This window comes from Neobacillus muris, assembly GCF_943193175.1.
Lineage (GTDB): Bacteria > Bacillota > Bacilli > Bacillales > Cytobacillaceae > Neobacillus > Neobacillus muris.
The window spans coordinates 1-23228 of the sequence record NZ_CALPDF010000002.1; the positions used below are offsets into that span (position 1 = coordinate 1).

25 protein-coding genes are annotated in these 23228 nt (G+C 39.9%); 18 read left to right on the forward strand and 7 right to left on the reverse strand.

Annotated elements, in window-relative coordinates; translation table 11 throughout:
- The first annotated feature begins 337 nt into the window (after positions 1-337).
- From cbpB to NFS43_RS01420, 6 genes are all read left to right on the forward strand, one after another.
- Positions 338-778 (forward strand): cyclic-di-AMP-binding protein CbpB, encoded by a 441-nt coding sequence (gene cbpB, locus NFS43_RS01395; protein WP_251548980.1) that lies wholly within the window; start codon positions 338-340, stop codon positions 776-778.
- Positions 779-846: 68 nt separating this feature from the next.
- Positions 847-2358, forward strand: coding sequence for an MDR family MFS transporter (locus tag NFS43_RS01400; protein WP_251548981.1), 1512 nt, complete (start codon positions 847-849; stop codon positions 2356-2358).
- A 32-nt stretch (positions 2359-2390) separates the two neighbouring features.
- Complete coding sequence (locus tag NFS43_RS01405) at positions 2391-3269, forward strand: LysR family transcriptional regulator (RefSeq protein WP_251548982.1); 879 nt, start codon at positions 2391-2393, stop codon at positions 3267-3269.
- 79 nt (positions 3270-3348) lie between these two features.
- A complete protein-coding gene (gene dapD / locus NFS43_RS01410) occupies positions 3349-4056 on the forward strand; it encodes a 2,3,4,5-tetrahydropyridine-2,6-dicarboxylate N-acetyltransferase (protein WP_251548983.1) in 708 nt (235 codons plus the stop codon).
- Between the two features lie 71 nt (positions 4057-4127).
- On the forward strand, positions 4128-5252 hold the full coding sequence (locus NFS43_RS01415) for an N-acetyldiaminopimelate deacetylase (protein ID WP_251548984.1): 1125 nt from the start codon (positions 4128-4130) through the stop codon (positions 5250-5252).
- Positions 5253-5383: 131 nt separating this feature from the next.
- On the forward strand, positions 5384-6043 hold the full coding sequence (locus tag NFS43_RS01420) for a potassium channel family protein (RefSeq protein ID WP_251548985.1): 660 nt from the start codon (positions 5384-5386) through the stop codon (positions 6041-6043).
- Between the two features lie 86 nt (positions 6044-6129).
- On the opposite strand, the gene rnjA is transcribed toward NFS43_RS01420, so the two are convergent.
- From rnjA to def, 3 genes are all read right to left on the reverse strand, one after another.
- The gene (rnjA, locus tag NFS43_RS01425; RefSeq protein WP_251548986.1) at positions 6130-7797 is read right to left on the reverse strand and encodes a ribonuclease J1; all 1668 of its coding nucleotides are present in this window, start codon (positions 7795-7797) and stop codon (positions 6130-6132) included.
- A gap of 6 nt (positions 7798-7803) precedes the next feature.
- On the reverse strand, positions 7804-8013 hold the full coding sequence (locus NFS43_RS01430) for a DNA-dependent RNA polymerase subunit epsilon (RefSeq protein ID WP_251548987.1): 210 nt from the start codon (positions 8011-8013) through the stop codon (positions 7804-7806).
- A gap of 453 nt (positions 8014-8466) precedes the next feature.
- On the reverse strand, positions 8467-9021 hold the full coding sequence (gene def / locus NFS43_RS01435; RefSeq protein WP_251548988.1) for a peptide deformylase: 555 nt from the start codon (positions 9019-9021) through the stop codon (positions 8467-8469).
- Positions 9022-9121: 100 nt separating this feature from the next.
- Between def and NFS43_RS01440 the strand changes: the two genes are divergently transcribed.
- The 6 genes from NFS43_RS01440 (at position 9122) to NFS43_RS01465 (ending at position 15536) form a co-directional block, all read left to right on the forward strand.
- Positions 9122-9781, forward strand: a complete 660-nt coding sequence (locus tag NFS43_RS01440) for a YkyA family protein (protein ID WP_251548989.1) — start codon at positions 9122-9124, stop codon at positions 9779-9781.
- A 466-nt stretch (positions 9782-10247) separates the two neighbouring features.
- Positions 10248-11363, forward strand: coding sequence for a pyruvate dehydrogenase (acetyl-transferring) E1 component subunit alpha (gene pdhA / locus NFS43_RS01445; RefSeq protein ID WP_251548990.1), 1116 nt, complete (start codon positions 10248-10250; stop codon positions 11361-11363).
- A 3-nt stretch (positions 11364-11366) separates the two neighbouring features.
- The gene (locus NFS43_RS01450; RefSeq protein ID WP_251548991.1) at positions 11367-12344 is read left to right on the forward strand and encodes an alpha-ketoacid dehydrogenase subunit beta; all 978 of its coding nucleotides are present in this window, start codon (positions 11367-11369) and stop codon (positions 12342-12344) included.
- An 86-nt stretch (positions 12345-12430) separates the two neighbouring features.
- A complete protein-coding gene (locus NFS43_RS01455) occupies positions 12431-13705 on the forward strand; it encodes a dihydrolipoamide acetyltransferase family protein (protein WP_251548992.1) in 1275 nt (424 codons plus the stop codon).
- 4 nt (positions 13706-13709) lie between these two features.
- Positions 13710-15122, forward strand: a complete 1413-nt coding sequence (gene lpdA, locus NFS43_RS01460; protein ID WP_251548993.1) for a dihydrolipoyl dehydrogenase — start codon at positions 13710-13712, stop codon at positions 15120-15122.
- Between the two features lie 135 nt (positions 15123-15257).
- A complete protein-coding gene (locus NFS43_RS01465) occupies positions 15258-15536 on the forward strand; it encodes a hypothetical protein (RefSeq protein ID WP_338150586.1) in 279 nt (92 codons plus the stop codon).
- A 77-nt stretch (positions 15537-15613) separates the two neighbouring features.
- Here NFS43_RS01465 and NFS43_RS01470 read toward each other — a convergent pair whose 3' ends face one another.
- Positions 15614-16048, reverse strand: a complete 435-nt coding sequence (locus tag NFS43_RS01470) for a DUF1885 family protein (protein ID WP_251548994.1) — start codon at positions 16046-16048, stop codon at positions 15614-15616.
- A 155-nt stretch (positions 16049-16203) separates the two neighbouring features.
- On the opposite strand from NFS43_RS01470, the gene NFS43_RS01475 reads away from it, so the two are divergent.
- Complete coding sequence (locus NFS43_RS01475) at positions 16204-16503, forward strand: DUF3055 domain-containing protein (RefSeq protein WP_251548995.1); 300 nt, start codon at positions 16204-16206, stop codon at positions 16501-16503.
- Between the two features lie 164 nt (positions 16504-16667).
- Positions 16668-16790: a GapA-binding peptide SR1P gene (locus NFS43_RS01480; RefSeq protein WP_251548996.1), complete on the forward strand. Its 123-nt coding sequence runs from the start codon at positions 16668-16670 to the stop codon at positions 16788-16790.
- A gap of 70 nt (positions 16791-16860) precedes the next feature.
- On the opposite strand, the gene NFS43_RS01485 is transcribed toward NFS43_RS01480, so the two are convergent.
- Positions 16861-18333: an aminotransferase class I/II-fold pyridoxal phosphate-dependent enzyme gene (locus NFS43_RS01485; RefSeq protein WP_251548997.1), complete on the reverse strand. Its 1473-nt coding sequence runs from the start codon at positions 18331-18333 to the stop codon at positions 16861-16863.
- A 215-nt stretch (positions 18334-18548) separates the two neighbouring features.
- Here NFS43_RS01485 and NFS43_RS01490 point away from each other — a divergent pair, with 215 nt between their 5' ends.
- A complete protein-coding gene (locus tag NFS43_RS01490; RefSeq protein WP_251548998.1) occupies positions 18549-19508 on the forward strand; it encodes an NAD(P)H-dependent flavin oxidoreductase in 960 nt (319 codons plus the stop codon).
- A gap of 33 nt (positions 19509-19541) precedes the next feature.
- On the forward strand, positions 19542-19817 hold the full coding sequence (locus NFS43_RS01495) for a UPF0223 family protein (RefSeq protein ID WP_251548999.1): 276 nt from the start codon (positions 19542-19544) through the stop codon (positions 19815-19817).
- Positions 19818-19916: 99 nt separating this feature from the next.
- Here the strand turns inward: NFS43_RS01495 and NFS43_RS01500 are convergent, their stop codons facing one another.
- Entirely contained in the window at positions 19917-20549 is a 633-nt protein-coding gene (locus NFS43_RS01500) for a YktB family protein (protein ID WP_251549238.1), read from the reverse strand.
- A gap of 213 nt (positions 20550-20762) precedes the next feature.
- Between NFS43_RS01500 and NFS43_RS01505 the strand changes: the two genes are divergently transcribed.
- Both NFS43_RS01505 and NFS43_RS01510 read left to right on the forward strand, forming a co-directional pair.
- Positions 20763-20957, forward strand: a complete 195-nt coding sequence (locus NFS43_RS01505; protein ID WP_251549000.1) for a hypothetical protein — start codon at positions 20763-20765, stop codon at positions 20955-20957.
- A 266-nt stretch (positions 20958-21223) separates the two neighbouring features.
- Entirely contained in the window at positions 21224-22021 is a 798-nt protein-coding gene (locus NFS43_RS01510) for an inositol monophosphatase family protein (RefSeq protein ID WP_251549001.1), read from the forward strand.
- A gap of 884 nt (positions 22022-22905) precedes the next feature.
- On the opposite strand, the gene NFS43_RS01515 is transcribed toward NFS43_RS01510, so the two are convergent.
- Positions 22906-23091 carry a YlaF family protein gene (locus tag NFS43_RS01515; RefSeq protein WP_251549002.1) on the reverse strand — a complete coding sequence of 62 codons (186 nt, stop codon included), beginning with the start codon at positions 23089-23091 and terminating at the stop codon, positions 22906-22908.
- Between the last annotated feature and the right edge of the window lie 137 nt (positions 23092-23228).

The window sequence follows — 23228 nt, forward strand, 5'->3', positions numbered from 1 at the left end:
CCTGTTGATTGGAGTGGAGGGCACTCGACTCCTGCGGGAAGTAGAGGTCACTGGAGACCCCGCAGGCGCCAAAGCGCGCCGAGGAGGCTTCAGGAGCTCCCCGCGGAAAGCGAGTGCCCGGAACGGAAATCAACAGGCCTATTTGCATGGACAATCAATAAATTTGGTATTTAGATTCTGTGATAATAAAAAATTGCCGAGAAAAATACCCTTTCTCTACAATCTGAGGAACTTAGGGTTCCTTTTTTGCTTTAATTGTCGTTATTTTTGATAACGGATTCCAAAAAACTGTGATAGAATAGGGGTGTAGAAAAACAAACATGAGGAGTTTTCTGTGATGATTAATCTTCCCAGCGGGGAATTTCTAGAGCGAAAAGTTAAGGATTTAATGATCTCATCGGAAAGAGTTGCACATGTGCAAATTGGAAACAACTTGGAGCATGCACTTCTTGTTTTAACAAAAAGCGGTTATACGGCTATTCCCGTTTTGGATCCGCATTACAAACTGCACGGCCTTATCAGTACACCTATTATTATGGACTCTATTCTAGGTTTAGAAAGAATTGAATTCGAGCAGCTTGAAATGAAACGTGTGGAGGAGGTTATGAAAACAGCCATTCCACGGGTGAAAATTTCCGAGTCATTCGACAGCTGCTTGGAGTTATTAATTAATCATCCATTTCTTTGTGTAGAAACGGAAGATGATCTTTTTGCCGGAATTTTGCCAAGGAGTACCGTTTTAAATCATATCAATAAATTATTTAAATATACCAGTTGATCCGTAATTTTTCATTAGCCTCCGAATTGGAGGCTGTATTTTTTCATATGGGCGGAGGTTAGGTTTATATGGAGAAAGCGGAGCAGAATTCATTTAAACAAAAATGGCGAAACAAACAAACCAATCGTCCCTTTGTCTTGGTTTCAGTCATGCTGGCCATGTTTATGGGGGCAATTGAAGCAACTATCGTTTCAACTGCCATGCCAGCAATCGTTGCGGATTTAGGCGGATTTACACGATACAGCTGGGTTTTTTCTGCTTACTTGTTAATGAATTCTGTAACCGTATTAATTTATGGGAAATTATCTGATTTATTTGGAAGAAAGCCTATTTTAACTTTTGGAATCATCTTATTTTTATTTGGTTCCATCCTATGTGGCTTTGCCGAGACCATGAACTGGTTAATCTTCTATAGACTTATACAAGGCTTTGGTGCTGGTGCTGTGGCACCAATAGCAACTACCATAGTGGGAGATATTTATACGACTGAAGAACGGGCAAAAATTCAAGGCTATCTTTCCAGCGTTTGGGGGATTTCTGCCATATTAGGCCCTGCGGCAGGGGGATTGCTTGTTCAATATGTCAGCTGGAAATATGTATTCTGGATAAATGTGCCGGTTGGTCTATTATCGTTAGTTGGCTTGTGGGGTTGCTTGCATGAAAATGTAAGTAAAAAGAAACATGAAATTGATTATTTTGGTGCATGTCTATTAATGATCGGCATTTCTTCTCTCATGTTTGTTTTGGTAGAAGGTGGCAGCCGGTTTCCTTGGGGTTCTCTGCCAATTATGTTTTTAATATCGTTAGCTGTTATGGGATTTATCGGATTGTATTTTCAAGAAAAACGCGCCAGTGAACCTGTCATGCCATTTTCCATATGGAAGGATAGATCAATCCTAGTCGCGAATATGACCTCGTTAATGACCGGGATTTTATTAATTGGTATATCTAGTTTTTTGCCGGCATTTGTCCAGGGGGTAATGGGAAAGAACCCGATCGTTGCCGGATTTACCCTGACAACCATGTCCATCGGCTGGCCGATAGCTTCCGCTCTATCGGGAAAAATGATGGCAGCCATTGGCTTTCGGAAAACCTCAGGAATTGGCGGGATTTTCTTAATTCTTGGCACCCTTGGTTTTGTTGGCATGTCCGCTTCTTCCGGTCCATTTTGGGCTGCTTTCGGTTCCTTCTTAGTAGGAATTGGGATGGGGTTAACTTCGACTTCTTTTATCGTTTCGATTCAAAGTTCGGTCGGCTGGCAGCAGAGGGGAATCGCAACCGCTGCTAATATGTTTATGAGGAATCTGGGCAATACAATAGGTGCAGCTCTTTTAGGGGGAATCCTAAATAGCCGATTAAACCAATACCTTTTAGAAAAGGATAAAGGCCTGTCAGCAGATGATGCCAATATGCTCTTGAAAGCTGATCAGCGAAAAGAGCTTCAGGATTCTGTCCGAGCTATTTTGCAGGAGGGCTTAACGCTATCTTTACATACTGTCTTTTACGTGGTCTTTGCTTTTTCAGTTATTAGTTTTTTGCTCATCTTATTTTTACCGAAAAATAATCAGAGCACTGTTTGATTTCTGCAGTGCTCTTTTTAAGGAGTGTTTCCATGTCCTCATTGTCTGAATTTCAGCTATTGTCAGTATTGGCTCAAGAAATGAATATGCGCAAGGCATCGGAGCGGTTGTTTGTATCGCAGCCGGCACTATCGCAGCGCCTGCAGACAATAGAAAAAGATTGGGGGACGAAATTATTTATTCGTTCACAAAAAGGCCTGTCATTGACTCCTGCTGGGGAGCTTGTGATCCATTTTGTTAATGAAGTTTTAGCTAAACAGGAAAAGGTAAGGGAATCTATTTTTTCTATGCAGGATGGAATTTCTGGAACACTTAAAATTGCAGTGGCGTCTATTGTTGGGCAAAACTGGCTTCCTCAGGTGTTAAAACAATTTATTGACAAGTATCCACAAGTCAAAATTTCTCTCGTTACCGGCTGGAGCAGTGAAATCCTAAATAGTTTATATGATGATCAAGTCCATATTGGAATCATCCGCGGTACACCGGACTGGAAAGGGGTAAAAATCCACCTTTTCAGCGATCCGCTATTTTTAGTCGACAGAGAAATTACAAGCCCTGAACAGGTTCTAAAAACAGATCGCCCGTTTATCCAGTTTAAAAGCGACTCTAACTATTATCAGGAAATCCAAGATTGGTGGATGAGAAATTTTAAAACCTCACCAAAGAGAACGGTCGTGGTGGATCAAATTGAAACTTGCAAACAAATGGCGTTTAATGGTATTGGCTACGCAATTTTGCCTCAGGTAACCTTGAAAAAGGCAGGTCCTGAAATATATAAAATTCCCCTTGTGAATCAGAACAACGAACCACTAAAAAGGGATACTTGGCTGCTTGGATATGAATCAGCGTTTCAATTGAAGCAGGTTCAAGCGTTCGTAGAGCTAATCAAAGAATATATATCTAAATCTTAGCTCATTATGGAGTTTTATTCTTGTTTTCACCGCTTTTGTTTGCTAAAGTATTTTTAGTACAAGTATAGGGGGTACATACATGAAAATGATGGATGCAAATGAAATCATCTCTTTTATTCAAAATAGCAAGAAATCTACTCCAGTAAAGGTTTATCTAAAAGGTGAACTAGAGGGGCTGGATTTTGGAAGTGCTAAAACATTTATCAATGGAAATACCGGGATTGTTTTTGGCGAGTGGGCTGAGATTAGTGAAGTACTTGAAGCAAACAAAGCGAAAATTGCTGATTTTGTGGTGGAAAATGACCGCCGTAACTCAGCAATCCCATTATTAGATAGCAAGAATATCAATGCAAGGATTGAGCCGGGCGTAATTATTCGGGACCAGGTGGAAATCGGTGATAATGCTGTCATTATGATGGGGGCAGTCATTAATATTGGTGCTGTCATTGGCGAGAAAACGATGATTGATATGGGTGTCGTTCTTGGCGGAAGAGCTACCGTCGGGAAAAACTGCCATATTGGAGCCGGAACCGTGCTGGCTGGTGTCATCGAACCGCCATCCGCAAAGCCGGTTGTGATTGAAGACAATGTTTTAATTGGCGCTAATGCAGTTGTGCTCGAAGGGGTTACAGTTGGAGAAGGTTCCGTTGTTGCCGCCGGAGCAGTTGTAACGAAGGATGTCCCTCCATATACAGTAGTGGCAGGTACCCCGGCTAAGAAAATCAAAGATATTGATGAAAAAACAAAATCTAAAACTGAAATTATGCAAGAGCTAAGACAGCTATAAAAATTGGATATTAGTAACAAGGAAAGCGTGGATGATTCCACGCTTCTTTTACAAAAGGGGAGTTTTGATCAATGGATGATTTTATTAAAATCCGCCGTGACTTGCATCAAATTCCAGAACTCGGATTTCAGGAATTTAAAACACAGGCCTATTTATTAGATTATCTGCAATCTTTACCGCAAGACTATATCTCGATTAAAATTTGGAAGACTGGACTGTTGGTTAAGATCCATGGGACAAATCCCGCAAAAACAATTGGGTACAGAACGGACATTGACGGCCTGCCGATCGAAGAGGAAACAGGATTAGCTTTTTCTTCAACTCACAATTTGCGAATGCATGCATGCGGGCATGATTTTCATATGACGATAGCCCTTGGAGTATTGACACATTTTATTCAGAATCGTATTTGTGATGATCTTTTATTCATTTTTCAGCCTGCTGAGGAAGGACCGGGCGGTGCCGAACCAATGCTCCAATCACCCGAAATGCGGGAATGGATGCCGGATATGATTTTCGCTCTGCATATTGCGCCGGAATATCCTGTTGGAACGGTTGCGATAAAAGAGGGTTTATTATTTGCTAATACGTCAGAATTGTTTATTGATTTAAAAGGAAAGGGCGGACATGCTGCCTATCCGCATCAAACGAATGATATGGTGGTTGCCGCATGTGCACTTGTCAGCCAGCTGCAAACCGTCATTTCTAGAAATATTGATCCGTTAGACAGTGCTGTTATAACAATCGGCAAAATTACGGGCGGGACTGTCCAAAATATAATTGCGGAAACTGCCCGGCTGGAAGGGACGATCCGCACTTTATCCCCGGAAGCAATGAAAAAAGTAAAGCATCGAATTGAAGCACTTGTAAAAGGTATTGAGCTTGGCTTCGAATGTGAAGCAGCGATTGATTATGGATCAATGTATTATCAGGTTTATAATAATGAGGAACTCACAAGAGAGTTTATGGAATTTGTGGGGGATGAGACGGATATCCAGTTAAATGTATGTAAAGCTGCGATGACAGGAGAAGATTTTGGTTACATGCTTAAAGAAATACCAGGATTTTTGTATTGGCTGGGTGTTGATTCCCCATTTGGATTGCACCATGCCAAGCTTAATCCAAAAGAAGAGGCTATTGACATTGCTATTAGAATTATGACCAAGTTTATTGCCAAAAAAGGAATGCAAGTTTAAATTAGAGTTTGAGACTGCCCGTGAAAATGCCGGGCAGTTTTTTTATGCCTGATGAGGAAACTATATAAAATATTTGAATAGTGTTACAATGAATCCTGGAGGAAATGACAGATTGCTTGGGGGAGTTATTGGTGAAGAAAAGTTTTGCTGTAATTGGTCTAGGGAGGTTTGGAGGGAGCATTTGCAGGACTTTAGCAGATGAAGGAATGGAAGTTCTGGCGATTGACAGTAATGAAGAACGTGTGAATGAATTTGCCATGATTGCTTCTCACGCAGCGGTTGGCGATTCCACTGATGAAGCTGTCCTAAAAAGTTTAGGAATCCGCAATTTTGACCATGTAATTGTGGCAATCGGCGATGACATCCAATCTAGTATATTAACTACTTTGATACTAAAAGAATTGGGAGTGGGCTATATTACGGCGAAAGCGCAAAATGATTATCATGAAAAGGTGCTGATGAAAATTGGTGCTGATTATGTTGTTCACCCAGAACGTGATATGGGAAAAAGGATCGCTCACAACATGACATCCAGCAATGTAGTAGATTATTTGGAACTGTCAGATGAACATAGTATCGTTGAAATTGTAGCTAATCGCAAGCTTGGCGGACATACCATCATGGATATGGATATCCGCAAGAAGTATGGACTTAATATTGTGGCGATAAAAAGGGGAGATGATATTATTGTGTCACCTCTTGCATCGGAAATGATCCAGATAAATGATGTGCTGATTGTCATTGGAAATGACGCAGACATCGACCGTTTTGAGAAAAAAGTGATGGAATAAGAGGAAAGAAGACACTAGGCGCTATGGCGCTGGAGCTGGACAATAAAAGAAAGGCGGAAGCGCCCTTGGGCAGCTTCCGCTTATTTTTAGACTTCCATGATGATTGGCAAAATCATTGGACGGCGTTTCGTTTTTTCATAAAGGAATGGGGCCAATGTGTCAGTGATTTCATTTTTAATCTCTGACCATTGGCTGGTTTTTCTCTCCATAATTTTATTTAAATGTTTTGTAATGAGAGCTTGGGCATCATTAATCAAATCGCCAGATTCGCGCATATAAACGAATCCTCTTGATATAATGTCAGGACCGGAGGCGATTTTAAATTCCTTCATGTTGATGCTGACTACGACCACTACTAAACCTTCTTCAGAAAGAATTCTGCGGTCCCTAAGGACGATATTGCCAATATCGCCAACACCGCTGCCATCAATATAAACAGAACCGGATGGAATTTTCCCTGCTACTTGGGCTGTGTTTTCAGAGAGTGCCAATACCTCGCCATTATCCATGATAAAGACATTTTCTTCCATGACACCACAATCAACAGCTAGTTTCTTATGCATGATTTGCATACGATATTCGCCATGTATCGGCATAAAAAACTTTGGCTTCATTAACCGAAGCATTAATTTTTGTTCTTCCTGACCGCCGTGCCCAGAGGTATGGATGTTGCTCAACTTTCCATGAATAACCTCAGCGCCTGCCCTGAACAGCATGTTAATCGTTCTGCTGACACTAATAGTATTGCCTGGAACAGGTGAGGAAGAAAAGACGACGGTATCCCCAGGAATGATTTGAATCTGCCGATGTGTTCCGTTGGCGATTCTTGATAATGCTGCCATTGGTTCACCTTGGCTTCCTGTACATAGGATGGTTACTTTATCTACCGGCAAACGATTTATTTGTGCTGCATCGACAAATGTGTCTTTAGGAGCCCTAATATACCCTAAGTCTAAACCAATATTAATAGCTGCCTCCATACTGCGGCCAAAAACAGCAATCTTACGTCCATTAGCCACTGCTGCCTCTGTTACTTGCTGGAGGCGGTGGATATTCGATGCGAAAGTGGCAAAAATAAGCCGTCCGTCCACTTTGCGGAAAATGTCCTGGATACTTTCACCCACTCGCCGCTCCGACATAGTGAAATCAGGAATTTCACTATTGGTACTGTCAGACAGCAGGCAAAGCACGCCTTCTTTGCCGATTTCAGCCATTTTGGTTAAATTAGCTGGTTCGCCAACTGGAGTAAAATCGAATTTAAAGTCTCCGGTATGAACAACTTGACCTGGCGGCGTTTTAACCACTATGCCATAGGAATCAGGAATGCTGTGGGTGGTACGGAAAAAGGAAACAGAGGTCTTGCGAAATTTAATAACATCCTCTTCTTTTATTTCAATTAGCTTGGCACTCCGGAGTAATCCATGTTCCTCCAATTTATTCTTAATCAGCCCCAGTGCCAGTTTACCGCCGTAAATCGGAATATTGACTTCACGGAGTAAATAGGGAATTCCGCCAATATGGTCTTCGTGACCATGAGTGACAAATAAACCTTTAATTTTTTCTTCGTTTTTTATAAGGTAGGTGTAATCAGGTATCACATAATCGATACCCAAAAGCTCATCCTCAGGAAATTTAATCCCAGCATCAATTAGGATAATTTCATCCTGAAATTGAACCCCATAGGTGTTTTTGCCGATTTCCCCAAGGCCTCCCAGGGCAAAAACAGCAGTCTGATCGTTCTTAACAAATTTCATAAATTATCATATCTCCAATACTTTATAATCTTTACTTTGTTGTTCATATTCCAAATGTGCTCCTTTAACCTCTTGAACATATTCAACGTTCACACCCAGTTTGCCAATTTTAGAAAGGACGTCTCTCACTGATTCGCCATTGACAAAGAGAGTTTTTGTTTTTTCCCGGACAGGAACTTCCGTAACGTTCTCTTGATAAAATACTTTAAAAATCATGGTAACTTCGCTCCTTAATTAATCATAACTTTTTCTATTATATAAAACATTTTCATCTTTTTCATTTATTTTCTTTGGAAACCATTGGTTTGGTTATGAAAAGTATGTAAAAAGTGAGCTATTTTTTCAATTTACAATAATGAAGGAGCCCTTCGCAAGTAGAAGGGCTCAAAATTAAGCAATTGATTTTTTTCTAAGTAAATCTTTCCACTGTTTTAAGAGCTTTTTCCTAAGCTTCTTTAACATAGTGGATCATCTCCTTACTTATTATTTTAATCAATCCTTGTCCAATGTAAAGCAACCAAAGGCAGATTCTAAAAAAATATTTTTTAATCTGTTTTTTACTAATATTATATGGTAAAAAAGCCGAACCTTTCGTGGATAATTATGGAAACCAAAGGTTTTGGAAAATAAAAAAAAAGCCGGCCCATCCATTTAGAGCCAGCTGATTGCTTATCGGTTTATAGCAATAGCCCCTTCGATTTTTTTAAAAGGGTTGCTTTTGTCGATATGGTCATAAAACATGATCCCGTTTAAATGGTCAATCTCATGCTGGAAGCAAATAGCCGGATACCCCTTTAAACGCAGTTTCACTTCCTCACCTTCCAGATTGACTCCTTTAACCGTTATTCTTGCGTATCTTGGCACATACCCAGGAATAGCTTCATCTACAGACAAACAGCCTTCCCCAGATTCTAAATAAGCTTTTTCGACTGAATGGCTGATAATCTTTGGGTTGAAAAGGGCATAGCTATAAAGCACACCTTTTTCGTCCGTTAAATGGACAGCTATCATTCGTTTTGATACATTAATTTGTGGTGCGGCCAGCCCAATTCCCGGGCGTAATCCATAACGTGAGCAAACTTCTGTATCTTGACTATTGATAACGTATTCTAAAAGGCTTTTAAGTATTTTTTTATCTTCTTCTGACGGCGGCATGCTGACATCTTCTGCCACTTTTCTTAACGCAGGGTGACCATCGCGAATAATGTTGTCCATCGTTATCATGTAACTCACCTCTATAAACAATATATATAATTTGCATCATTAGTCTATCAAATAAACAAAAAAATGTTAACAAAGATCATCTTATATGAGGGGGACCGAAATGTCCGGAGGAAAAAATCTATTCATTTTATTTATTTTCATCATTATTTTTGTAAATGCGGGATGCTCACATCAGCAGACTCCAACTAAAGAGATGTATGATGTCTTAGAAGAAGCAGCATCCAAAGAAAAAACGTTTGAAGAACAGCAGGAGCCGCTTACAGAATTGGAGGGGAAGGAAAAAGAGCTATATCAACAAATCATTTCATTGGGAATGAAAGAATACAGCCAGATTTCAAAACTTTCAGACGAGGCCGTTTCCTCCGCAGAAAAGCGAAAGGAGCTCTTCGAAAAAGAAACAAAAAGCATTAAAGAATCTGAAAAAACATTTAAAAAAGGGAGCTCAATAAAGGGGAGAATTGATGATCCAGGATTAAAGAAATCTGCGGATCATTTATATGGAACCATGACAGAGCGATACCGGGCGCATGAATCCCTTTACAAGGCCTATATGGAGTCAATAAAAAACGATATACACCTTTATAAAATGTTTAAAAATAAAGACGTACCTGTGGATGAGTTAGAAAATCAAGTGGAGAAAGCAAACAAATCTTACAATGAGGTATATACGGCAAACGAAAAGTTTAATAAGCTGACAAAGGATTTTAATAAAGAAAAATTGTCATTTTATAAACAAGCAGGCCTCCAAAAGAACCATTAATATTTGGTTGAAACCGACTCGAATCGTGTCGGTTTTTTTAGGCTGTAGTTTAGAAAAGTTTCCCATTATTATAAAACAGATGGAACTGATTCACTGATACAGGTTTTTATTAAGCGATTACAAAAAAATGAATTTATATTACAAAATTGTTGTGCATAGTATTTGACGAATGAAAATAGTTGAGGTAAACTCAATTACAGATTCACTAATTGTACTAATTATTTTATTGGAATTAATAGTACAGATAAAATAATGGCAGTATAACGATTTTTTAGTTTATCTTACATATTCGGTGAAACACTAACATAGGCGATTGGTGCTAAGGTAACCTATAAAATCTTGGGTTGTCCAATAAGAAATTTAAAAAGACAAATATGTATTTGAGCTTTAATTTATTTTTTGGGTAACCTATCTTTTAGTAAAATTTATTTTTATATAGCATTCAAGGAAAGGAAGATGTGACCAAATGGCTTCTAAAACAAAAAATGCCGCGCTGGATGCGAAAACAGGTCTCGAAGAAGTAGAAAAACAATTTCAAACCCTTCAAATTTTAAATGAAGAAGGCGAAGTCGTAAATGAAGCAGCAATGCCTGAATTGACAGATGAGCAGCTTCAAGAATTAATGAGCCGCATGGTTTATACCCGTATTCTTGATCAGCGTTCAATCTCTTTGAATCGTCAAGGACGTCTAGGCTTCTATGCGCCAACTGCCGGTCAGGAAGCTTCACAATTAGCATCACAATTTGCTCTTGAAAAAGAAGATTTTATTCTTCCAGGATATCGTGATGTTCCACAAATCGTATGGCATGGATTACCATTGTACCAAGCTTTCCTATGGTCAAGAGGGCATTTCCAAGGGATGCAGATTCCTGATGGAGTGAATGTGCAGCATCCACAAATCATCATTGGCGCTCAATATGTTCAAACTGCCGGTGTGGCTTTTGGATTAAAACGACGCGGCAAAAAAGCTGTTGCCATTACGTATACTGGCGATGGCGGTACATCTCAAGGGGATTTCTACGAAGGAATCAACTTTGCGGGTGCCTATAAGTCTCCGGCTATCTTTATCGTTCAAAATAACCAATTTGCAATATCAACTCCTCGTGAAAAACAAACGGCTGCTAAAACATTGGCTCAAAAAGCAGTTGCTGCCGGCATTCCAGGTGTTGTAGTTGATGGTATGGATCCGTTAGCTGTTTATGTAGCAACTCGTGAAGCTCGTGAACGTGCAGTAAATGGAGAAGGCCCAACATTGATTGAAACCTTAACCTACCGATATGGTCCGCATACCATGGCTGGTGACGATCCGACCCGCTATCGTACAGCAGATCTTGATAATGAATGGGAAAAGAAAGATCCGTTAGTTCGTTTCCGTAAATTCCTTGAAAAGAAAGGTCTTTGGAGCGAAGAAAAGGAAACAGAAGTAATTGAAAAAGCAAAAGAAGACATTAAAGAAGCGATTAAACAAGCTGATGCGGCACCTAAACAAAAGGTGACTGATTTAATGTCGATTATGTATGAAGAAATGCCACAAAACTTAAAAGAACAATTTGAAATATATCAAGCAAAGGAGTCGAAGTAAGTTATGGCTCAAATGACAATGATTCAAGCAATTACCGATGCATTACGGACAGAATTGCGTAATGATCCGAATGTCTTGGTTTTCGGTGAGGACGTAGGTGTGAATGGCGGAGTATTCCGTGCAACTGAAGGTTTGCAGCAAGAATTTGGCGAAGATCGTGTCTTTGACACGCCGCTTGCTGAATCAGGAATCGGCGGTTTGGCCTCAGGTCTAGCTTTACAAGGCTTCCGTCCAGTTCCAGAAATCCAATTCTTCGGTTTCGTATTTGAAGTGTTTGATCAAATTGCCGGTCAAATGGCCCGCCAGCGGTTCCGTTCCGGCGGAAAATTTCATGCACCTGTTACAATCCGCTCACCATTTGGAGGTGGCGTACATACTCCAGATATGCACGCAGACAGCTTAGAAGGATTAATGGCTCAGACTCCTGGAATAAAAGTGGTCATTCCATCTACTCCATACGATGCAAAAGGACTGCTGATTTCAGCTATTCGTGATAATGATCCCGTTATTTTCCTTGAGCATATGAAATTATATCGTTCATTCCGTCAAGAAGTTCCTGAAGGAGAATACACAATTCCGCTTGGAAAAGCAGAAGTAAAACGTGAAGGAACAGATATCACCATTATTACTTACGGTGCAATGGTGCATGAGTCACTAAAGGCGGCTGAAGAGCTTGAAAAAGAAGGGTACTCTGCAGAAGTCATTGACCTGCGTACGGTCAGCCCAATTGATATCGAGACCATTATTGCGTCTGTTGAGAAAACAGGCAGGGCAATTGTCGTTCAAGAGGCTCAAAAACAGGCTGGAATTGCTGCCAGTGTTGTCGCAGAAATTAATGATCGTGCGATTCTTAGCTTGGAGGCGCCAGTATTGCGTGTAGCTGCGCCGGATACAGTATTCCCATTCCCGCAAGCTGAGGCTGTTTGGCTTCCAAATTATAAAGATGTAATTGAAACAGCTAAAAAAGTATTAACCTTTTAATTTAGCGGGGAAATAGGAGCTAGGTTCTATTTCCCTTATCCAAATTTCTGTCTGCAAACAGATATACAATAGGAGGATGAATCTCAGTGTCATTTCAATTTAAAATGCCTGACATCGGTGAAGGTATCCATGAAGGTGAAATCGTCAAGTGGTTTATAAAGCCAGGCGATAAAGTCCAGGAAGATGATGTCCTATGCGAAATCCAGAATGATAAAGCTGTCGTAGAAATCCCATCTCCAGTAGAGGGGGCCGTTCTTGAAGTTCTTGTTGAAGAAGGAACAGTTGCTACGGTTGGACAAGTTCTGGTCACTTTTGATGCACCAGGATATGAAAACTTACAATTTAAAGGCGACGAGGGTGCCGAAGAAGCACCAAAACAAGAGGAAGCAGCTCCTGCAGCCGAAGCAGCCACTGCGGCACCTCAAGCTGAGGCTGACCCAGGACGCCGCGTGATTGCTATGCCATCTGTTCGGAAATATGCTCGTGAAAAAGGTGTTGATATCCACTTAGTAGCAGGCACCGGAGAGAATGGACGCGTTCTGAAAAATGATATTGATACATTCCTTAACGGCGGCGTACAGGCAGCTGCACCTGCCCAAGCTGCACAAGAGGCACCAGAAGCTGAAGCGCCAAAAGCTGCGCCAATTCCTCAAGGGGAATATCCAGAAACTCGTGAAAAAATGAGCGGTATCCGTAAAGCTATTGCGAAGGCTATGGTTAACTCTAAGCACACTGCTCCACACGTTACACTAATGGATGAAATCGATGTAACGAAGCTTGTAGCACACCGTAAGAAGTTTAAAGAGGTTGCTGCTGCAAAAGGCATCAAGCTTACATTCTTGCCATATATCGTAAAAGCATTAACAAGCGCATTAAGAGAGTTCCCTGTATTGAATACATCTCTTGACGATGCAACAAATGAAATTATCCATAAGCATTACTATAACATCGGTATTGCAGCAGACACTGAAAAAGGTCTATTAGTTCCAGTTGTCAAAGATGCTGACCGTAAATCTGTCTTTACTATTTCAAATGAAATTAATGAATTAGCTGGCAAAGCCCGCGACGGCAAACTTGCTCCAAATGAAATGAAGGGTGCTTCTTGCACAATTTCTAACATTGGTTCTGCTGGCGGACAATGGTTCACACCAGTTATTAACCATCCAGAAGTTGCGATCCTTGGCGTTGGCCGCATCGCAGAAAAACCAATTGTTCGAGACGGTGAAATTGTTGCTGCACCTGTATTAGCATTATCGTTAAGCTTTGACCACCGCATGATTGATGGTGCTACGGCTCAAAATGCAATGAATCATATTAAACGTCTATTGAACGATCCAGAACTATTGTTAATGGAGGCGTAAGAAAATGGTAGTTGGAGATTTCCCAATTGAAACAGATACTATAGTCATCGGGGCTGGCCCTGGAGGATATGTTGCTGCGATCCGTGCCGCTCAGCTGGGACAAAAAGTAACAATTGTTGAAAAGGAATATGTCGGCGGCGTTTGTTTAAATGTCGGATGTATCCCTTCTAAAGCGTTAATCGCTGCAGGTCACCGCTATGAAACGGCAATTCACTCAGAGTCATTCGGTATTACTGCTGACAATGTAAAAGTTGATTTTTCAAAGGTTCAAGAGTTCAAAGCTGGAATCGTTAAAAAATTGACTGGCGGTGTTGAAGGTCTCTTAAAAGGAAATAAAGTGAACATTGTTCGTGGGGAAGCATATTTTGTTGATTCCAATACATTACGTGTGATGGATGAAAATTCTGCTCAAACCTATACATTTAAAAATGCAATTATTGCAACTGGATCTCGCCCAATTGAATTGCCTGCATTTAAATATTCTAAGCGGGTTCTAAATTCAACAGGGGCTCTTAATTTAAATGAAATTCCTGAAAAAATCGTTGTCATCGGCGGCGGTGTAATCGGAATTGAGCTTGGCGGCGCATATGCAAACTTTGGCAGCCAAGTAACTATTTTAGAAGGTGCCGATGAGATTTTAGGCATGGGCATATTTGATAAACAAATGGCTTCACTTGTTAAAAAGACCATGAAGAAAAAAGGTGCAGAATTCTATACTAAAGCTCTTGCTAAGGGTGTAGAAGAGACTGAAAATGGCGTGGTTGTAACCTTCGAAACAAAAGGCGAAGAGAAGAAAATCGAAGCTGATTATGTGTTTGTAATGGTTGGCCGTCGTCCGAACACCGATGAAATGGGCTTAGAGCAAGCCGGTGTGAAATTAAGTGAACGTGGATTGATTGAAATTGACAAACAATGCCGTACAAATGTAAGCAATATTTACGCTATTGGTGATGTTGTTGCTGGTCCACAATTAGCGCACAAAGCATCCTATGAAGCGAAAATTGCGGCAGAAGCAATCGCTGGTCAACCGTCAGAAATTGATTACTTAGGCATTCCTGCTGTAGTATTCTCTGATCCTGAGTTAGCGTCTGTTGGTTACACAGAGGCTCAAGCTAAAGAAGAGGGTATCGAAGTTAAGGCTGCTAAGTTCCCATTTGCTGCAAATGGCCGTGCGTTATCACTAGACAGCAGTGAAGGATTCATGAAATTAATCACCCGCAAAGAAGATGGTGTGGTAATTGGTGCTCAAATTGCCGGTGCAAGCGCATCTGACATGATTTCCGAGCTTGGTTTGGCAATTGAAGCTGGTATGACAGCAGAAGATATTGCATTAACCATTCATGCTCACCCAACATTGGGCGAAATTACAATGGAAGCGGCAGAAGTGGCGCTTGGAACACCAATCCATATCTTATAATAGGTAAAAATAAAGTCTCTTCCAATCGGAAGAGACTTTATTTTTTTTCGTGGATGGGATAATGACAATTGTTTTTTTGTAAATCCAAAATATATCTGGGCAGGAAAATACATATAATAAAGGAAAATATTGATAATGCGCGTTTTATCAAAGATTAAAGTGGTGGTTTGTATGCGGGTCTATATTGTGATCATGCTTCAATTTATCATTTGGAGCGGTTATACACTTATTGAATGGCTGTCAAGACATGACCAATTGATATATAAAGTCATTATGTTTTTTGTATTTTTTTACTTGGCTTTTCTAATTGGAAATAAAGTTACTCAATCGGTCCGGAAAACATTGTTTATCACTACTTTAAGCCTTGTCATTTATACTTCACTGCATTATACGATGGCAGCTTTTATTCATTAAAGGCAAAAATAGAAGAGTCTGGCTGAATGGGAAGGCTTACATTCAGCCAGACTCTTTTCTTTGCCAATATTTTTTAATTATTTCCTTGGATAAAAGTACATGATTCGTCCATTAAATAGCTGGAGTTCACCTTGCATTTTTTTAGCCAAAAACTTGCAAAATTCATTTGCCTTTCCTTTGTCCCCGTATGTAGATTGTTCAGGTAACGTTACTTGGATATAATAATAGGTTTCTTCTTCTCCATCTCGATTTATTGAAGTTTCCTGGTCCACTCCTACTAAAATATAGTTATAACGTTCATGATTGGATTCTAGATAAAACCATTTGCCCTTTCCCTCAGGTGTTTCTTTCAGCTCATAGGGAAATGCGGCATTTTCATAATCCCAATCCAATTGGTCACCGGCTTTCGCAGTGATGGTTTTATAATATTGAAATAATTCTTTGACGTCTTCAATCGTAATTGTTTGTTTTACCGATGCAGGTACAAGCTTTACTAATGCATTTAAAGCCATTCCCCATTCCCCCTTATATCCGTTATTATGCTCTTTTATTCTAGCATTGAACAAAAAGTGCTGACAACTTTTATAAATAGTTTGACATTAATTGTTGTATTTTTACAAAAAATAATTTATAATAATATTCTAAATATTAAAAAAGGAGGAGCCGAATGGATTTATTCGACAAACTTTATGATGAACATGAACGAGTCAAAGTAAGATTTATTGGCTTTACAACAGAACAGACTCGGTATGACTTTGGAATTGTTTATACAAATTTATTTTTTGGAAAACCCCTGGTTATCTGCATGCAAACCGGCCGTTCCACCCTCCTCGACCCTAAAGACATGGAAGATCTTGATTACCTTCAAAACGCTTTCCGTATTCCAGACAAACAGCAAGCTGCGGATTTGGCAGAATTCTTAATATCGGCACTGCCTGAAGTTCCGTTTGTTACACAATATGAATAAATCAGGAGAAAAGGTCAATTACGACCTTTTTTATTTTTAATTTTTTAATTATGACATACAATTTAGGCTTGAAAAATTAATTGTGCTATATTATTATTGGATTAAGGATGTTTAATCGCTTTCATTTTTGGGATATTCATTCATATGAAAAGGGGCTGGATAGGATGGGTACGATTGTATGTCAAACATGCGACACCACAATTGATCATTTTGAAGACGAGAAGGTAACTGTACTTTATTCAAAATGTCATTGCTGCAGCGACGATCATAAACATGAAGAGCTATAAATATCTGGTTGCTATTCTTTTCAAAATAAAACAGGATTCCTAACTGGAATCCTGTCATTTTTTTGTGCCTTTACGTAATGGCCTTGTATTCTTTTATAACATGGATGGTTTTTAATTCATCATCCTCAGGTCCCTGTACTGGAAGCCCTGCTTCAAGGTTTTTCTTAATATAATGGAGGTTTTCCTTCGTGATAATTTCACCAGGTATAACAATAGGTATTCCTGGGGGATAAACCATTACAAATTCAGCAATAATTCTTCCTTCCGATTCTTCGAAGGGAATGGTTTCTGTTTCTGAGTAAAAGGCATCTCTTGGAGTTAAGGCTAATACTGGTATCTCAGGAAGCAAAACTTGAACAGGCTCAGTTTTTTCAGCCCGATGCTCAAATTCCTTTGACAATTCTGTTAGGGCCTTAATCAATATATCGGCTTCGTTCTCAGTATCGCCGAACGTGATGATGCAAAGGATATTATATAAATCGGACAATTCAACCTCGATATTAAACCTTTCGCGCAGCCATTTTTCTACCTCAAACCCAGTTAATCCTAAGTCCTTAACAGAAATAATCAGCTTAGTTGGATCATAATCATAAGCCGCTTTTGAACCGAGAATTTCTTCACCGACACAATATAAATGGTCGATTTGATTTACCCTGTTTCTAATCGATTGCGCCAATTGAATCGTTCGATCAATTAATTCTGTCCCCTTGGTAGCTAATTGTTTTCTAGCTGTATCAAGGGATGCAAGCAGTAAATAGGAAGTAGAAGTGGTTGTCAGCATGCTTAGAATAGATTGCACGTGCTTAACGGACACTAGGCCTTCTTTCACATTCAAAATGGAACTTTGGGTTAATGAACCGCCAAGTTTATGGACGCTTGTAGCAGCGATATCAGCCCCTGCCTGCATGGCTGACATCGGGAGATCCTCATGAAAATGAATATGGACTCCATGAGCTTCATCTACAAGCACCGGCACATTGTAGGAATGGGCAATTTCCACGATTTTCTTTAAGTCTGCGGAAATGCCGAAATAGGTTGGATTGATAACCAGTATTCCTTTGGCATCTGGATGCTGCTGCAAGGCATGCTCCACTGAATCTGTCGTAATTCCGTGTGAGATCCCTAAATTTTTATCAATTTCAGGATGGATGAAAACTGGAATAGCTCCTGAAAAAACAATGGCTGACATAACCGATTTATGGACATTTCGGGGAACAATGATTTTCTCGCCGGGTCCGCAAACGGCCATCACCATGGTCATGATAGCCCCGCTGGTGCCTTGCACAGAAAAAAAGGTATAATCAGCCCCAAATGCTTCAGCTGCCAATTCCTGTGCTTCTTTGATCATTCCCTTCGGATGGTGAAGATCATCCAGCGGCCCAATATTTATTAAATCAATTGACAATGCATTATCACCAATAAAACGACGAAAATCTGGATCGATTCCCACTCCCTTTTTATGGCCGGGAATGTGAAATTGGACAGGATTTTTCTTCGCGTGTTCGAGTAAACCGCTAAATAACGGTGTTTGTTCTTGAGACAATTATAACCACACCTCTTATTTTCAAAAATACTTCATATACCTTTGCTTTTATAAACATAAAACAAATGAATTATAGCATTATTCATTCGCCTTGCATAGAAATTTTCTGCGGTTTTTGCACGATTTAACCGGGTTTAAATTAGTTTCCCAAATGAAAAGGGAATTTAACCTTTTGAATCGAATAACAAGTTAATGATATATTAGGAGGGGTTTAGGTGAATTGGCAGACGCGTGTGACTGAACTGCTGAATATTCGATATCCAATTATTCAAGGAGGACTGGCTTATTTAGCGTATTCTGAACTGGCTGCTGCAGTTTCGAATGCCGGAGGTCTTGGCCAAATTACCGCTATGTCACTGTCAAGTCCGGAATTGTTGAGGCAGGAAATTCAAAAAATAAGGAAATTAACCGATAAACCATTTGGCGTAAACTTTGCAATTGGCCAGCAAAACCGCCCGTTCTCAGAATTCTTAGAAGTTGCCATTGATGAGGGAGTACCTGTTATTTCCATGACAGGAGGAAATCCGGCTCCTATTTTGGAAAGGCTGGCGGGAACTTCCATAAAAAAACTTGTCCTTGTTGCAGCTAGAAGACAAGCGATAAAAGCAGAGAAACTGGGTGCAGATGCCGTTATGGTAGTTGGACAGGAGGGAGGAGGCCATTTGGGCAAAGACGACATTGGAACCATTGTGTTAATTCCGCAAGTGGCAGATTCCGTTTCCATTCCTGTCATAGCATCAGGTGGAATTGGCGATGGCAGAGGGCTCATGGCGGCACTCAGTTTGGGAGCTGAAGGAATTGAAATGGGGACAAGGTTTATTGCTGTTAAAGAGTGCATCCATGCGCATGAAATTTATAAGCAAGCACTCATAGAAGGGCAAGAAACGGACACAGTCGTCATTAAACGTTCTATTGGAGCGCCAGCCCGAGCCATCGCCAGCAGATGGACTGACAAAATTCTTGAGATTGAAAAAAATAACGGCGGTTATGAAGAACTGAAGAACTTTATCAGCGGTGCAGCTAATAAGCGTTACATATATGACGGAGCAGTCGAAGATGGCTTTGCTTGGGCTGGACAAGTCATGGGGCTTATTAAAGATGTCCCTTCTGCTGGCGAATTGATTCAAAGGATCGTTCAGGAAGCAGAAGTAATTCGGACCAAGTGGGGGCAATAGAGCAAATCTTGAAAATTTGAAGCAGGTGAAAAAATGGAATATCAGTATCCGATTGATTATAGCTGGTCAACTGATGAAATTATTGATGTCATTAAATTTTTTGAAGCGGTCGAAAAGGCATATGAAAAAGGAATCGATCGAGATGAAATCATGAACGCTTATCGCCGTTTTAAAGAAATTGTTCCCAGCAAGGCTCAGGAGAAAACGATTTGTAATGAATTTGAAGAAATCAGCCATTATTCTTCCTATCGAACCATCCAAAAAGCTAAAGATGCGTCTTCTGGGGAACGAATCATCATGAGGGAATAGGGCTTGTCCCGTTTTACAAAAAAAGATTCAGGCTTGGATTATTACCATTTTCCAAGTCTGAATCTTTTTTTATATTGGCAAACAAGTCTATGGTAGAGACTATTTCATGTTTTGGGCTATTAGATACAACGGCGTTACTGTTTTAAAGACTTCGTCTATTTTGGCCAATAATGCTTCAGATCCTAATTGGATCACTTCTTCTCGATCAATAGTATAGCCGCATAATAGTTCAGCCTTTTTAACAGTTTGCAGTCTGTCGAACATTGTCAGCAGATCATTCACTTTGAGGTCCTTATTCGGCAATGTTTCTGGTTTCATGTGATCTAGCGACCAAACATAGTCTCTTGGAATTTCTTTGAAAATCTTTCTTGCCTTTTTGGAAAAACGCCCGCCGATTTCATTTTTTTGCGGTGCTTCGTAAATGACAGCAAACCAAATAAATAAATGTGTTTCCCATAAACCGATTTGAAAATGCGGGAGCATTTTATAACCTCGCGGATTATTGGCAAAGGCAACCCACGTATCCTTTGGAGGGTTAATGGTCCTGCGTGCATGTTTTGCTACATGGGCAAACATTTCCTCACCCGTGAGGGCAGATAAAGCTGGGGCAAAGTAATGGCCTAATGCTTCAAGCTTGGGGCGGATGCTAGTTTTAAGTGCTTCCATTCTAGGCTCTAAACCATCTATTAAAAAGACATCAAAATCCTCTTTTGTAAATCCGCTAAAATCCATCATATAACCTCCAAACATGTAAATATTATTTGTTCTAAATCCAGTGGAAGTTTCATCCCAAAGGCCGAAGTTTCTTTTATTGTAGCATATTGGCGAAATGACTTGTAATTTGTTGCCTCAATGGGTGAGAGCACATATTTGTTCCAACATTCCAATTCGGCACATATTATACAATAAACAATAAACCAGAGAAAACGAAGGGGAGGAGAAAGTGTGAAGCAATTAATGAACACATCTCTTAAAAAGGGCATCGATAAGCAGCGGACAGCGGTCCTTAGGCTGGAAATGGATTATGAATTGGCTGTCTTATTTGAAGCAATCGAAGAAAATAATGAGAAGAAAATAAAGGATTGCAAACAAAAGTTGGAACGGATCCGTCTTGAATTAGTACGATTAAAGGCATTTTAATTTTAAAAATAAGCATTAATGTTTAAGGGGATTTGAGGATGCAATGGAACGAAACATAAAAATATTATCTTGAACGAACTCCAAAAATGCAGGGGGAGTTCGTTTATTATTGGGATGAATAATCTGCGCAATTTCAAAATGGCTGACTCTAAAAGTTGATGAGAGGCTTTTAGTGGTTTAAGCTATAATTACATTAAATTGTACATTTAGCCCATACTACATAACATCTTAACTATGAAATGGAAATAAATGATTGGAGGAGAATTATGGATTGGGATCTCATTTATTCCCATGCACAGCAATGGGTAAAGGAAGCAGGGGAGAGAATTCGCTCATCCTTTGATCAAACATTGGACATTCAAACAAAATCAAACCCAAATGATTTGGTAACCAACATGGATAAAGAGACAGAACAGTTTTTTATCAGCAAAATAAAGCAAACGTATCCCGGCCACAAAATAATGGGAGAAGAAGGTTTTGGAGACCAATTGGACAGCCTGGAAGGAGTCGTATGGCTGATTGACCCAATTGATGGAACTATGAATTTTATTCACCAGCAAAGGAATTTTGCGATTTCACTCGGGATATATGAGGATGGGGTTGGGAAAATCGGATTAGTTTATGATGTCGTGCATGATGAACTATACCATGCGAGCAGAGGCATAGGGGCTTACTTAAATGATGAACCCATCCCCTTGCTGGGAGAAACCACAGTGAAAGAATCGATAATCGCCTTAAATGCAACTTGGGTGATGAAGAATCATCGGATTGACCATCATTTATTGATACCGTTGGCAAGGGATGCAAGGGGAACGAGATCATATGGAAGCGCAGCCCTTGAATTAATTTTTGTGGCCACCGGACGGGTCGATGCCTACCTATCACTAAGATTATCTCCATGGGATTTTGCGGGAGGGGCAGTCATTATTGAAGAATTGGGCGGAATCGTCACAAACTTAAGAGGAGAGAAGCTTGATTTCCTTTCAAAGGATTCCGTATTTGCGGCAAAACCCGGTTTGCATCAAACAATTCTTGATGAATATTTAAAGAGCGGAAAATGGTAAAAGAAGCCTGAACGGCTTCTCAGATTATCGAGAAAGGGTATATTTTCTCGGCAATTTTTATTGATGGGGTGTCACTACTACAGGGCCTGTTGATTTACGCTCCGGCCCGCGGGGAGGTCCTTGAAGCTCCCTCGGCGCTGAATGTGCCTGCGGGGTCTTCAGTGACCTCTCTATCCCACAGGAGTCGAATGCCCTCCGCTCCAATCAACAGGGAGGCACATCAACTTGAAGAATGGCAGCACACTTTTTCCGTTCTGAATAAGTGTGTTGCCATCTTTTTCATGTTCTGGCAAGCTTTTAAACAGAATTAGGAAATCAGTGGAGCGACTGTTGTCGTCTGGAACAATTTATCTAAAGATAAAAATTCATATTCACTTTGGCTAAACTCTTTTTGCTTAAACATTGATTTCACCACGACTTATTTTTTATCTTGGCTCTGTTAGGATTCATTGTTGTTGTTCGTGTAGGTATGAGAATTCATAGAGGGAGAATTTCCCGCTATTGTAGATTAGGGCCCTTAGGAAGCCGAAATAAGAGGAGAAATTCCCCTTAACCGTTCTAAATATGCCAAAATTCATCGATTTAGATACAATAAAGGGAAAAAATACTCTTGTTTTTAAGGAAATACCCATATTTCCCAAAATAGAAGGAATTTCTACCTTTATTTTTCAAGCACAGAAAATCAACGTTCAGTTATATTAGAGACTTTATTTTTTTATTGAGATGAAGGTGCTTTTTAAATACACCTGTTGAAAATCCTATGTATTAATAATATTTTACTAAATTAACGCGGTGTATTATTAAAGAAAATAATTAAAATAAAGGCTGCCGAAGGTTTTTCGACAGCCTGAGAAGCCTGCACGGCTTCTTTTCTTCGAAAGCAATTATAATACGCCTTTTTCACGGAGTTTCTTTTTCATTCTAAATCCCAGCCCCATGATCACAATCAAGGCTGCAAGACATCCAAATAAGCCCAGCATAGTTTTTTCGGCAATGGCAACCCCTATTCCCATAATGCTGACTGCTGCCAGAATAGCAAAAATGAGCATCGGCCAATTCACTGGTTTCATGATATATACCCCTTATGTTATGGTTTTATTTTTATTCTACATAAAAAGCTTTTAGGTTTCCACTTTTATTATGGTATAATGTTTTAGTTGCGGATGAGAAACTAAAGATAATTTTAAGAATAGGTAGGAGTGGAACT